We start from the raw sequence: 13,104 nt of genomic DNA on the forward strand, positions 1-13,104 counted from the left end.
GCCACCCGCGGTTTCGGTGCAGCGGCGTTCCGTGAAGTTGCGGACATCATCGCCGAGGCACTGATCGCCGACGCCGACGCGGACCTCTCCGGCCTGCGTCACCGCGTGGAGGCACTCGCCGCCGCGCACCCGCTCTACCCAGGCGTCGCGAACCTCAGCTGAGATTCTCCGGCCCTGGCTCCGGGTCCGGCAGACCCCAGTTTTCACGCGTGCTGCTCCTTCGTCGCTTTGACGCACGCTTTCGAAAACCGCGGCCTGTCGGCCCCTCGGAGGGGGCTGGGCATCCGGCAGCATGCTCCCCACCGTCCCCCTGTCCTCGCAAGCTCGGTCAGGGAACCCGGACGGTGTGGGCCCAGCATGCAGAGGATGTCCGGCACCCTCCCCACCCGACCACAACTAACTAAGGAAACCGACATGGCTGTTGGCGTCTTCGATCTTTTCTCTATTGGGATTGGTCCTTCGAGTTCGCATACCGTGGGGCCGATGCGGGCTGCTGCGGTCTTTGCGGGCGAGCTGAAGGAGTCCGGTGCCCTGGAACGGGTGGCGTCCCTGCGCGTTGATCTATACGGTTCCCTGGCTGCTACGGGCCGCGGGCACGGCACCATGACCGCTGTGCTGTTGGGTCTGGAGGGCTACCACCCCGAGGAGATCCTCCCAGAGGAAGTGGAGGAACGGCTCGCCTCGATCGCCGAGACCGGCCTGCTGAACCTTTGCGGCGCCGTCGATCCTGAGTCCGGCGTGTCCTTGCCGTACGGGGAAGCGGACATGATCCTGCACCCGCTCACGGTCCTGCCCCGGCACACGAACGGTATGAAGTTCTCCGTGTCCGACGCCGACGGCGAGGTGCTGCACGAGGCCACGTTCTTTTCCGTGGGCGGCGGGTTCATCGTCCGCGAAGGCGAAGAGGACGCAGCCCAGAAGGAACTGGAGGAGTCCAAGAAGGAACTCCCGCTGCCCTTCCGCACTGCCGCCGAACTCATGGGCCGCTGTTCTTCCAAGGGGCTTGGCATTTCGGACATCATGTTCATCAACGAGCGCGCCTCCCGGACCGAAGAGGAAATCCGCGAAGGCCTGCTGCACATCTATTCCGTCATGGAGGCCTGTGTCGAAACGTCCCTCAAGCGCGAAGGCGTGCTGCCCGGCGGACTGAAGGTCCGCCGTCGGGCTCCCGACTGGCACGAGCGGCTCCTGAAGGAAACCAAAGACCAGGACCCTGACTACCGGGATCCGAAGTACTGGCAGGAATGGGTGAACCTCATCGCGCTGGCCGTGAACGAGGAAAACGCTTCGGGCGGCCGCGTGGTCACCGCGCCCACGAACGGTGCCGCCGGGATCATCCCCGCCGTGCTGTACTACGCCCTGCATTTCGCCCCCGGTATGGACAAGGCCACGCAACAGGACCGCAACGAGACGATCGTGAAGTTCCTGCTCGCCGCGGGCGCCGTCGGGGTCCTCTACAAGGAGCAGGCCTCGATCTCCGGAGCCGAAGTGGGCTGCCAGGGCGAGGTCGGCTCCGCCTCCTCGATGGCCGCCGCCGGCTTGGCCGAAGTCATGGGCGGCTCCCCGGGACAGGTGGAGAACGCGGCCGAGATCGCGATGGAACACAACCTGGGCCTGACCTGCGATCCGATCGGCGGGCTCGTGCAGATCCCCTGCATCGAACGCAACGCGATCGCCGCGGCGAAGGCCATCAACGCCGCGAAGATGGCGCTCTGGGGCGACGGCACCCACCGCGTCTCCCTGGACGAGGTCATCGTGACCATGCGCGAAACCGGCAAGGACATGTCCTCCAAATACAAGGAAACGGCCATGGGCGGCCTCGCGGTCAACGTCGTGGAGTGCTGACGCCCGCGTCCTGAAGTTCCAGGCGGCGCGTACCGGACGGCCAGGCAGGGCCGAGCAATGCCGCGGATGCCATGGCAGCGAATACCGCCCAAAAGCTGTTGCTACGGCCGGTCGAGAGCGGCGGAATGGGGCGGTAGACGATCATCGGGTCCTCCTGGTTCGGCTTTCGTTACAACCACTCTCCGCCTCCGGGATAGCTGTGGACTTTGGGGAACCTTTGCCGTGCCTGTGAGAAACTGAAGGGCGCTGGTTTGAAGCCGTCAGAGACCGATCAGGCGGTAGCTCTCCGTCGGGGCCGATAGACTTGGGGCTGAACGCCTGCGCCGCACACCGGCGCCTGCTGCCTCAAGTAAGCAACTGATTGGACACGGCCCCCTTGCGAGAATTTACCGCACGCTTTGCCACCGCCGAGGAAATCGAACACTGGGACAAACACGTCACGGCCAATCCCAACGGCGGAAACCTCCTCCAATCCGAGGCATTTGCAGATGTGAAGCAGCACTTCGGCTGGAAGCCCCTGCATCTCGTGTACGAAACCGCGGACTACAGCAGCTACAACCTGGTCTTGGAGAAATCGTTTCCACTGCTCGGCAAGCTCTGGTACCTCATCAAGGGCCCTGACGTTGCCGGGGTCGAGGACATTCCTGGGATCATCAAGGCCAACCGGGAATTCGTCAAGCGGGACAGGCTCGGGGTTTTCGCCGTGAAAATCGAGCCGGACATCGTCGTCAGCGGCGAAGCCCGGGATGCGATTGAGGCCACGGGAGCGGTCAAGACCCCCAACCTGCAGCCGAACGACTCCACAGCCCTGCTGGACATCTCTCCCGAGGAAAACCAGTTGCTGCGCAACCTGCATTCCCGCGGCCGCAACGCCGTTCGCCGGGCCATCCGCGAAGGCGTCGAAGTCCACACCATGGAACCCACAGAAGAGAACTTCCGTTCCATGTATGCGCTGATGACCAACACGGTCGAGGCGAAGTCCCAAGTGCGCGTCCGTGAATTCGGGTACTACCGCCAGTTCTGGACCAACTTCATCGAGCGTGGCCAGGGCAGGCTCCTGTTTGTCTTCGAAAACGGCGTCCCATCGGTCGGAGCCTTCGTCATCAACTATGGCCGGAAGGGCACCTACAAGGACGGCGGATCGCTGCAGAAGCGCGCGCAGTACGGCGATTCGCACTTGGTCCAGTGGACAGCCATCAACCAGGTCAAGGAGCTGGGTTGCACTGAGTACGATTTTTGCGGCACTCCGCCCGCGGACCGGCTCAAGGACACCTCACATCCGTTCCACGGACTTGGCCTGTTCAAGACCAGCTTCAGCAAGACCGTCACCGACTTCGTCGGCTGCTACGACCAAGTCATCAGCCCGCTGAAGTACAAGCTCTGGACCGTTGCCGGGGAACGTGTCGCACGGCAGATCTACACCCGCCGCACGGGCCAGCAGTTCTACTAGATTCGCAGCGCCACCCCGCCTACTGCATGTGCACGACACCGTATTTGGAGGAACCACGCCCTTTGGAGGAACACCCGCGTGACTGACCGCCCCGACAACAGGCCCAACACCGACGGCTTGCCCAAGACACAGCCGCTGAAGCCATCCCAGGTGCGCCAGAACGTCAACGCCAAGCGCATGCTTCGCAGGCTCGTGCAGGGCGAGAATCCTCCCACCGCCCCCATGAGCATCGTCGACCGGTTGGCGGGCAGTCCCTACGCCAACCCCATCATCCACGTGGGCGGTGTTGACGCTTCAGCCCGCAAGACCATCGACTTCGCGTTGCACATGGCCGAATCCATGTTTCGCTACGGAGCCGGCGCCCTGGAAGTCGAGACCAGCATCATCGCGGTCACGGCGGCACTCGGGTTGAAGAACATCGAAGTGGACATCACCAACCAGTCAGTCCAGATCAACTACGCACCCAAGGACCAGACCCCCCTGACCCTGCTCCGCGTCGTCCGTTCCTGGACCAACAACTACGCAGGTTTGGCCCAGGTGCACCAACTCGTCACGGATATCGTGGCCGGCGGGGTGGGCAGGGCCGAGGCTGTGCGGCGGCTGGATGACATCATCCGGAGCAGCAAGCCCTTCCCGCGGTGGATGGTCACCATGGCGTTCGGCGTCTTCTCCGCTGTTTTCGTCGGGGTCCTGGGCGGGGGACTGGGAGCGTCCGCCCTGGCTTTCGTCTCCAACATGCTTGTCAATCTCGTGGCCCGGCAATTGGGCAAGTGGCGCACGCCTGACTTCTTCGTGACAGCGGCCTGCTCCTTCCTGGTCACGTTCATCGCGCTCATGCTCCACTGGGCCGGGGCGGATATTCCGCCGTCCATCGTCGTGGCGGGCGGCATTCTCTTGCTGTTGCCAACCGGTCGGCTCGTGTCTTCGGTGCAAGATGCCATTAACGGATTCCCCGTGACTGCGGCCGGACGCTTCCTGTCCACGATCCTGACCTTCGGCGCGATCGTTGCGGGCATCGCCGTTGCGGTGGTTGTTGGTGACCTCATTGGCAGCGTCGCGATCGACGTCACTCAAACATTCCCCGAGGCGTATCCATTGTGGGGCCAGGCCATCCTGATCGCCGTGGCCGTGATTGCCATCGGCATCACCGAACAGACCCTGCTCAAACTACTGCTCCCGACGGCGGCAGTGGGCTTGGTGGGTTACTTCGTCTTGTGGGGGGCTTCCAACCTTGGCTTCGGAGACCGGCTCTCTCCGGCGATTTCCGCCGTGGTCATCGGCCTGCTCGCCCGCATAGTGGCACTCAGGCTCGGAGCCCCGCAGCTGGTGGTGGCAGTCCCGGCAGCCCTCATCCTGCTCCCGGGTTTGAAGATATTCCGTTCCATGTATGTATTGACGGTGCAGGAAGCAGACGTCCTACTGGGTTCGGGCGGCATGCTCAACGCGGGAGCGATCGTGCTGGGCGTGGCCGCAGGAATTGTGCTGGGCGACAACCTTGCCCGGCCGCTGACCAAGGGGCTTGCCAGCAACGAGCGACGCCGCGTCCGCCGGCGATAGCCCGCCGCGTCCGGAGGGCGACCCAGCGGAAGCAGTCCCTAGATCTGCCCGATCGGGAGTTTCTTCTCCGCTTGGAAGTCGTCCTCTACGCGCCCCTGGGCCCAGTATCCGGAAAGGGATACCTGGGAACGCTCCAGCCCACGCTGCTTGAAGAAAATCTCCCGCAACGCCTTCATATAGCCTCGCTCACCATGCGCGAACACGTCGACGCGGCCGGGCAGCCACTCTGCGTCGCCCAAGGCATCGAGCAGGATCGAGCTTGATCCGGCCGGGACCCCGGAGCGAAGAAGCCAACGCAACTCCACGCCGTCGGGAGCTGCAATAGCAAGGATGTCGGCATCGCTATCGACTTCGAGGAAGGCAAAGCCTTTGGCGTCGGCCGGCAGGGATTCCATCGCGGCGGCAATCGCCGGGAGCGCGGCGTCGTCGCCCGCGAAAAGGTACCAGTCGGCGTCGGGCGCCGGGTTGTAGGCGCCGCCGGGACCCGTGAAAACAAGCGTGTCTCCGGGCTGGGCTGCCAGGGCCCACGGGCCTGCAAGGCCCTCGTCGCCGTGGACCACAAAGTCGATTGCCAGCTCCTGCGCAGCTTGGTCCACCCAACGGACGGTGTAGGTGCGGGTGTAGGGCCACTGTTCGCGGGGCATTGTCTCCCGGATGGCCCAAAGATCCAGCGGCAGCTCATAGTCGACGCCGGGCTGCGGGAACACGATCTTTACATACCGGTCCACGAAGTCGATGTTCGCATAACCGGCAAACCCGGGTCCACCTGCAATGATGCGCACCATATGGGGCGAAAGCTGTTCCGTGCGCAGCACCGTCAGGTTCACTTGGGGGCGGGTATTGCGGGATGCAGACGACGTCGCGGGCAAAGATGTCATGTAGGCAAGCCTAAGCTAGGGCAGCGGTGGAAGCTCCCAGATGACGGGATCTGCGCCTTGCGCACGGAGCAGGGCATTGGCCCGGCTGAACGGGCGCGAACCGAAGAAACCGCGCGAGGCGGAGAGCGGACTGGGGTGCGCGGAGGAGATCACAGGGGCGCCTTCAAGCAGAGGCTGTACTGCTTCGGCGTCCTTGCCCCACAAGATCGCGACGAGCGGACTCTGCTTGCCCGCAACTGTGCGGCGGCGGGCGACGGCGGCGACCGCCGCCGTCGTGATGGCCTCCCAGCCTTTGCCCCGGTGCGAGCCGGCTGCACCGGCCGCGACGCTCAGTACCCTGTTCAGGAGGAGTACTCCTTGGCTCGTCCAAGCCGAAAGATCGCCGTGAACCCGCGGCGGGAGTCCGAGATCGGACTCCATCTCCCGGTAGATGTTCGAGAGGCTGCGGGGGATGGGACGGGTTTGCCCGGAAACCGCGAAAGAGAGCCCGACGGCGTGTCCCGGCGTCGGGTAGGGGTCTTGGCCCAGGATGAGCACCTTGACGTCGGCAAGAGGCCGCCGGAAGGCGCGAAGGAGGTTGGACGCGGCAGGAAGCACGCGGGTTCCGCGTGTTGCCTCGGCCGCCACGAAGGTTAGCACCGAGCGCAACTCGTCCTCGACGTCAGAGAGCGCGTCGGCCCAGTCCGGCGCCATGAGGTCCGCCAAAGCCATTCCCGGGAGTGCCTCGAACCCGGTGGAGTGATCCTCGGATTCAAGCTCGAATAGCGCTTCTTCGCCTGCCACCCAGTCATTGTCCCTGTCCTGAGGCTCCGGGGAAAGCGGCTCCGCGAGGCGGCGGGGCAAATGACATCGATGTTATTCGCCCGTTACCATGGGCGGGGGACATTTTTCAGTCAATGCGTCGAAGGAGTGTGTCGTGGCAGAACCCGCACGGGAACCCATGGCGTCCGAAGCAACTGGACTGGTACTCGAAGACCTGTCCGCCGGACTCCGCAGCGATTCGCCGCTCGGCGAGCGTGAACAGCAGATGCTCGCCCTGGAGAGGCAATGGTGGAAGTACGCCGGGGCCAAGGAACAGGCCGTCAGGGAACTCTTCGATCTCTCCGCGACCCACTATTACCAGCTGCTCAATGCCCTCATCGACACTGAGGAAGCATTGGCTCACGATCCTATGCTGGTCAAGAGATTGCGTAGACTACGTATGTCACGTCAGAGGGCCCGCACAGCGCGTCGTCTCGGTTCTGACGCATAGAGCACCCGCTGATCCCCCAGCAAGCAAGCAGCAAGGACAAGGCTTCACCATGACCAAATTTGCCCGGGATGAATTCGACCGTGTCCCGCAGAGCTCATCGCGCCAAGGTGTCCACAGACTCGTCGCGTCCGCTTCCCGGCCCGCCCTGTGGCCGGTGCTGCTGCTGGGCGGCATCGCGCTGGCCGTAGGCCTCGTTGCGTTCCTCATCCTTCCGAAGCTTGGATTCACCTCATCGACGACGCCGCAAGCCGTCGTCACCGCGGATGCCCCCAAGCAAAGCGCCGCGGCGTCACCATCCGCAAGCGGCGCCGCGCAGGCGTCCAGCCAGCCAAGCCCGAGCGACACACCTTCCAGCACGCCGACCCCGAGCACGGCGCCCTTGGACAAGACGGCGGCAGTCGCGGTCTACAACGGCACCACCACCGGTGGCCTGGCTGCCCGCGTGGCCGGCCTCGTTCAAGGCGGAGGCTGGCCGTTGTCCACCGTCGCAAACTGGGGCGGCATGCCCCAGCAGACGTCGTCGGTCTTCTACAAGGGCGCAGCCCAGAAGGGCAATGCCGAAGCCCTCGGTAAATTGCTGGGCATTTCCAACCTTGTGGACAGTGCCGAATTCCAGCAGCCCGTGGTTGTCATTCTGGGCCCCGGCTACAAGTAGCAACTCGGTTACGCCTCAATAACATTGCGGCCACCCACACCCGAGGTTGCGCTACGGCAACGTGACTGTGGTTACAGTAGTTGTGAGCTGGCCCGGAGATCCCGGAAGCCGGCCACTGCTAGTTGAAAGTGTGGGGATCATGGCTTTGGGAACCGTCAAATGGTTCAATGCCGAAAAGGGCTACGGGTTCATCACTGTCGATGAGTCCGGTGACGACATCTTTGTGCATTGGTCCGCCATCCAGATGGATGGTTTCCGTGCGCTCGAAGAAGGACAACGGGTCGACTTCGAACTGGGCGAGGGCCAGAAAGGCCCGCAGGCAGAAAGCGTGCGGCTTATCTAGTGGGTGTTGCGGCAACAGGGCTGTCCCAGCCTTTTGGAACTCAGCCTTTTGGAACCCAGCCCCTTGGAGGGCGCCGGTCCCGGGCAATTCCTCTTCTTGCAGGCTTTGCAGCCTTGGCACTTGGACTGGCCGGATGTTCCGCCCCCGTGGCTAACGCCAGGCTCAGCTCGGTTACCCCGAGCGGCGACGGCATCCTGCGCATCGGTGTGATTCTGGACAATACCGGCAGTTCCGCATTCCTCAACGAGTCCGAGCTGGCAGCCGCCAAGTTGGCCGTCAAGCAAATCAATGATGCAGGCGGATACAAGGGCCATCCCGTCGAGTTGCTTTCGGCGTCGGCGGCCAGCGAAAGCGGCAGCGCTAGCCAGGGGGCCAGCGCTGCGGCTTTCACTGCCGATACCGCGGCGCAAGGCAAGGCGTTGCTATCAGCCCACGCCGACGTCGTTGTGGGGCCGACGGATTCCAGCCATGCGCCCGCCGCCATCGATGTGCTGTCTCCTGCCCGGATTCCACTTATCTCGCCGGCCAACACGGCGTCAGGACTCAGCAGCTACAAGAACGGCGGCTTCTACTTCCGCACTTCGGCCGCCGATGCCGCACAGGGCAGCGTCCTGGCGAAGCTTGCCCACGACGCCGGCGCCAAGAGGATTTCCGTCCTGCATGAAGCCGGGGACTACGGTACACGTGTCTCCGGAGCGGTCATGGACGCCGCCCGCAGCCTCGGAATGGACGCCGTGACCAACGCGGAATTCGCGGCCGGCAAAGCAGGTCCCGCCGCGGCGGGCATCAAGTCCGGCACACCGGACGCCGTCGTCGTGGTTGCCCGTGACGGTGCCCAAGGCGCCCTGGCCGAGCTCCTGAACGCGGGGCTGAGCGGCAAGAGCCTGATTTTGAGCGACGGTGCCATCCGCCAATACGGAACCGCACTCGGTGCCGGTGGCCTTAACGGCGCGCGGGGGATTCTTCCAGGTGTCTTCCCGAGTGCGGCGTTCCAAGCCGATCTGACTGGCATCGACCCCAAACTCAAGGACACGACGTACGCCGCCGAGACGTACGACGCCGTTACCCTCGCGGCGCTTGCGGCCGCAGCGGCGGGCGACGACGCCGGTGGCTCGATCGCGGCCTGGCTCACCACAGTGTCCGGCGGGACGCGTCCGACGTCGGGCGATGCGGCAACGAAAGAACGCACGTCCTGTACGTCATACAAGGACTGCGTCGAGCTGCTGAAGGGGGGCAAGCTCCCGGATTACGACGGCGAGTCCGGCACCATCCGGTTCGACGCCAACGGCGACGTCACCTCGTCCAATTACATGGTCTTCACCTACGGAGCTGACAACACTGCGCGGGTGAGCGGCAAGGAGACCGCCTCACGGACTCCGTGATGGGCTTGTGCCCGTAGCGAATTCCCGTGGCGTGGCGAGTAGTTTCCGGCCCTTGCTGCTTGCACTCTCCTCAGGTGAGTGCTAATTATTGATTAGCACTCTCAAGCACTGACTGCTAATTCTTCGCGGCTCCGGCCGTATGGAAGTAGTGGCGGTGCCTGGGAGAACAAAGAAAACCTTGCTGGGGTGAGGTCCGGAGCACACGGCGTACAGAGGCCGAATGTGAAGGATCGTCCGTCGCGGGCACCGCAGTGAAGGCACCTTCTTAACGACTGTCCCGAAAGGACTACCGCCGTTATGGCCAAGATCATTGCATTTGATGAAGAGGCACGCCGCGGTCTCGAGCGGGGTCTGAACATCCTCGCCGACGCCGTCAAGGTCACCCTCGGCCCGCGTGGACGCAACGTCGTCCTCGAAAAGAAGTGGGGCGCCCCCACGATCACCAACGATGGCGTTTCCATCGCCAAGGAGATCGAACTGGACGACCCGTTCGAGAAGATCGGCGCAGAGCTGGTCAAGGAAGTTGCCAAGAAGACGGACGACGTCGCTGGCGACGGCACCACCACTGCCACCGTCCTGGCCCAGGCACTGGTCAAGGAAGGCCTGCGCAACGTAGCTGCCGGCGCCGACCCGCTGTCCCTCAAGCGCGGCATCGAGAAGGCTGTTGAAGCCGTCATCCGCGAGCTGCTCGCCTCCGCCAAGGAGATCGAGACCAAGGAAGAGATCGCTGCCACGGCTTCTATCTCTGCTGGCGACACCGAAATCGGTAACCTCATTGCTGAAGCCTTGGACAAGGTTGGCAAGGAAGGCGTCATCACGGTCGAGGAGTCCAACACCTTCGGCCTTGAGCTTGAGCTCACCGAAGGCATGCGCTTCGACAAGGGTTACATCTCCGCTTACTTCGTCACCGACGCAGAGCGCCAGGAAACCATCCTCGAAGACCCGTACATCCTGATCGTCAACTCCAAGATCTCCAACGTGAAGGAACTCGTTGCGGTCCTGGAGAAGGTCATGCAGTCCAACAAGCCGCTGCTGATCATCGCCGAAGACATCGAGGGCGAAGCCCTGGCCACCCTGATCGTCAACAAGATCCGTGGCACCTTCAAGTCCGTTGCCGTCAAGGCTCCGGGCTTCGGTGACCGCCGCAAGGCACAGCTCGCCGACATCGCGATCCTCACCGGTGGCCAGGTCATCTCTTCGGAGGTCGGCCTCAGCCTCGAGAACGCAACCCTCGAACTGCTCGGCAACGCCCGCAAGGTTGTTGTCACTAAGGACGAGACCACCATCGTCGAAGGTGCCGGCGACGCCGACGCTATCGCCGGCCGCGTGGCACAGATCCGTGCCGAGATCGAGAACTCCGATTCCGACTACGACCGCGAGAAGCTGCAGGAACGCCTGGCCAAGCTGGCCGGCGGCGTTGCAGTCATCAAGGCCGGTGCCGCAACCGAGGTAGAGCTCAAGGAACGCAAGCACCGCATTGAGGACGCAGTCCGCAACGCAAAGGCTGCCGTTGAAGAAGGCATCGTCGCCGGTGGTGGCGTTGCCCTCATCCAGGCCGGTGCCAAGGCATTCGCGAACCTGCAGCTCGAAGGCGACGAAGCAACGGGCGCCAACATCGTCCGCGTTGCCATCGACGCTCCGCTCAAGCAGATCGCTTACAACGCCGGCCTCGAGCCGGGCGTTGTCATCGACAAGGTCCGCGGCCTGCCGTCGGGCCACGGCCTGAACGCTGCAACCGGCGTTTACGAGGACCTGCTGGCTGCCGGCGTCAACGACCCCGTAAAGGTCACCCGCTCGGCGCTCCAGAACGCTGCCTCCATCGCTGGTCTGTTCCTGACCACCGAGGCCGTTGTTGCCGACAAGCCGGAGAAGAACGCTCCGTCTATGGGTGGCGGCGACGACATGGGCGGCATGGGCGGCTTCTAAGCCCCCGCGCCGGCTCACTAGCCACACGCACGACGACGGTCCCCACTTCAGGTGGGGGCCGTCGTCGCCGTTTAACGACGCTCGCTCACTTGTGTGGGTTTTTGGCCCGACGCTCGCTCACCTTTATCGGGTTTTGGCCCGACGCTCGCTCACTGCCTCGCGGTCCGGGAGTGTCGGGGCGGTCTGGCAGGATGGAAACCATGACGATTATTGCTGCCGCCGATGGTTCTGCCCTCGGCAATCCCGGGCCTGCCGGCTGGGCCTGGTACGTGAACGACTCTTGCTGGAGGGCCGGCGGTTGGCCGCACGGCACCAACAACCAGGGCGAGCTCATGGCGGTGCTCGACCTCTTCCGGTCCACGGCACACGTGCCCGATGAGGAACTGAAGATTCTCTGCGACAGCCAGTACGTCATCAACTGCATCACCAAGTGGATGCCGGGATGGAAGCGCAAGGGCTGGCGCAAGGCCGACGGAAAGCCCGTCTTGAACGTCGATCTCCTCAAGGACATCGACCAGGTCATTGTCGGCCGCAAGTACACGTTCGAGTGGGTCAAGGGCCACGCCGGCCACGACCTCAACGAGGCCGCTGACGAGCGCGCCCGCGCTGTCGCCACCGCGTTCCAGCAGGGAACAGCTGCTCCCGGCGGACCGGGTTATCCGGGGGCTGATGAAGCTGCACGGTCCTTTGCCCGCACGCCAGCAGCGCGCACGCAGTCAGCCCGCACAGTGCCTGTGGAAGCGCCCTCGCTTTTCGACGACCACGACGACGCCGATGCCCCGGATGAAGACCTCACGTTGTTCGGCGGTCAGGACCTCTTGAGCGGGTCATCCTTGCCTAACGCTCCGGCGGCGTTCATGGAACAGGAGCCGTTCATCGAGTCCACTTTGTTCGCCGGAGACGACGAAGAAACAGTCCTTGGCCAGGCGCGCGGGCGCTCAGACGAAGAAACGGTGATTCTCCTTGAGAAGGAGCTCCTGAGGCCCGACGTCAGGGGAGATCTTGGGCGTACGGGGATCCTGCTGCACCCGGACTTCACCGAGATTGGCAGCTCCGGACGTGTGTGGTCCCGCGATGAGCTCATGATGGCGTTGGAGGGCGATCCAGGCGAAACCGCGGAGGTTGAGATAATTTCCGCAGAGCGCATCTCCGGCAACGCCATGCTGCTCAGTTACAGAAGTTATGGGCGAACCGGCTCGGCATTGCGGAGCTCGATCTGGTTGCTCGACGACGGCCGCTGGCGGTTGCGCTTCCACCAGTCGACGCCGGAGAAGTAACGGGGCAGAAGCAGACGAACCCCGCAAAGCAACAGGACCCGGAAAGCAACCGGACCTGAAAGCAACTGGATCCCGGCGGGAAGGCAGATTGGCCGCCCCGCCGGGATCTCCTAGCCGTTCTTAGTAGCTGAACCGCTGGGTGTTGCCTTGCTCGGTCTGGAGGTAGCTTGCCGCGGCGGAGGACAGTGCCAGGTTGATGGATGCGAGTGAGGCCTCCACCTTGTTCTGGGTCAACGTCCACTCGGAGACGAGGGCCTGGAAATTGTTGGCCGCTGACCCCTTCCAGGTGGCTTGGAGCTCGTCCAGGCCACGTTTCATCGCCTGGACGTCGGCGCTGATGCGATCCACGGTGGCTTTGACGTTGGCGGACTTGAGCTGGAGCAGTTCGGTATCGACGGATATGACGCTCATAGGGCATGGCCTTTCAACTAATGCGGTCCGCGGGTGCGGCTGGCTTGTGGTCCACACAATGAGCCTAGAAGCCGTCACATGGCGCATGCAGAGCCGAACCTCCCTATGTGGACAACTCGCAAAATCAA

General features: G+C 63.7%; 12 protein-coding genes and 1 pseudogene. 10 read left to right on the top strand and 3 right to left on the bottom strand.

The genetic code is table 11. The features are described from left to right. The 4 genes and pseudogenes from AB4074_RS12880 to AB4074_RS12895 all read left to right on the top strand — a co-directional run. Positions 1 to 162, top strand: a pseudogene (locus AB4074_RS12880) (serine hydroxymethyltransferase); the annotation flags it as partial. 252 nt (positions 163 to 414) lie between these two features. Further along, the gene (locus AB4074_RS12885; protein WP_441413726.1) at positions 415 to 1,845 is read left to right on the top strand and encodes an L-serine ammonia-lyase; all 1,431 of its coding nucleotides are present in this window, start codon (positions 415 to 417) and stop codon (positions 1,843 to 1,845) included. Between the two features lie 376 nt (positions 1,846 to 2,221). After that, entirely contained in the window at positions 2,222 to 3,295 is a 1,074-nt protein-coding gene (locus AB4074_RS12890) for a lipid II:glycine glycyltransferase FemX (protein ID WP_441413727.1), read from the top strand. Positions 3,296 to 3,373: 78 nt separating this feature from the next. Beyond that, complete coding sequence (locus AB4074_RS12895; RefSeq protein WP_441413728.1) at positions 3,374 to 4,852, top strand: threonine/serine ThrE exporter family protein; 1,479 nt, start codon at positions 3,374 to 3,376, stop codon at positions 4,850 to 4,852. A 38-nt stretch (positions 4,853 to 4,890) separates the two neighbouring features. On the opposite strand, the gene AB4074_RS12900 is transcribed toward AB4074_RS12895, so the two are convergent. Together AB4074_RS12900 and AB4074_RS12905 are read right to left on the bottom strand one after the other, a co-directional pair. Next, on the bottom strand, positions 4,891 to 5,730 hold the full coding sequence (locus AB4074_RS12900; RefSeq protein WP_441413729.1) for a siderophore-interacting protein: 840 nt from the start codon (positions 5,728 to 5,730) through the stop codon (positions 4,891 to 4,893). A 15-nt stretch (positions 5,731 to 5,745) separates the two neighbouring features. Beyond that, positions 5,746 to 6,513: a uracil-DNA glycosylase gene (locus AB4074_RS12905; RefSeq protein ID WP_441413730.1), complete on the bottom strand. Its 768-nt coding sequence runs from the start codon at positions 6,511 to 6,513 to the stop codon at positions 5,746 to 5,748. A gap of 133 nt (positions 6,514 to 6,646) precedes the next feature. On the opposite strand from AB4074_RS12905, the gene AB4074_RS12910 reads away from it, so the two are divergent. The 6 genes from AB4074_RS12910 (at position 6,647) to AB4074_RS12935 (ending at position 12,565) form a co-directional block, all read left to right on the top strand. After that, positions 6,647 to 6,982: a DUF3263 domain-containing protein gene (locus tag AB4074_RS12910; protein WP_059388211.1), complete on the top strand. Its 336-nt coding sequence runs from the start codon at positions 6,647 to 6,649 to the stop codon at positions 6,980 to 6,982. Positions 6,983 to 7,031: 49 nt separating this feature from the next. Further along, entirely contained in the window at positions 7,032 to 7,637 is a 606-nt protein-coding gene (locus AB4074_RS12915) for a LytR C-terminal domain-containing protein (RefSeq protein ID WP_441413731.1), read from the top strand. A gap of 139 nt (positions 7,638 to 7,776) precedes the next feature. After that, entirely contained in the window at positions 7,777 to 7,980 is a 204-nt protein-coding gene (locus AB4074_RS12920; protein ID WP_059388209.1) for a cold-shock protein, read from the top strand. Between the two features lie 113 nt (positions 7,981 to 8,093). Then, positions 8,094 to 9,362, top strand: coding sequence for an ABC transporter substrate-binding protein (locus AB4074_RS12925; RefSeq protein WP_441413732.1), 1,269 nt, complete (start codon positions 8,094 to 8,096; stop codon positions 9,360 to 9,362). Between the two features lie 297 nt (positions 9,363 to 9,659). Further along, positions 9,660 to 11,288: a chaperonin GroEL gene (gene groL, locus AB4074_RS12930; RefSeq protein ID WP_269998773.1), complete on the top strand. Its 1,629-nt coding sequence runs from the start codon at positions 9,660 to 9,662 to the stop codon at positions 11,286 to 11,288. Positions 11,289 to 11,488: 200 nt separating this feature from the next. Next, positions 11,489 to 12,565 carry an RNase H family protein gene (locus tag AB4074_RS12935; RefSeq protein ID WP_441413733.1) on the top strand — a complete coding sequence of 359 codons (1,077 nt, stop codon included), beginning with the start codon at positions 11,489 to 11,491 and terminating at the stop codon, positions 12,563 to 12,565. Between the two features lie 120 nt (positions 12,566 to 12,685). Here the strand turns inward: AB4074_RS12935 and AB4074_RS12940 are convergent, their stop codons facing one another. Next, positions 12,686 to 12,976, bottom strand: coding sequence for a WXG100 family type VII secretion target (locus tag AB4074_RS12940; protein ID WP_059388207.1), 291 nt, complete (start codon positions 12,974 to 12,976; stop codon positions 12,686 to 12,688). Positions 12,977 to 13,104 lie beyond the last annotated feature (128 nt).

The sequence above is a fragment of the Arthrobacter sp. 2MCAF14 genome, assembly GCF_052115645.1.
Taxonomy (GTDB): domain Bacteria; phylum Actinomycetota; class Actinomycetes; order Actinomycetales; family Micrococcaceae; genus Arthrobacter.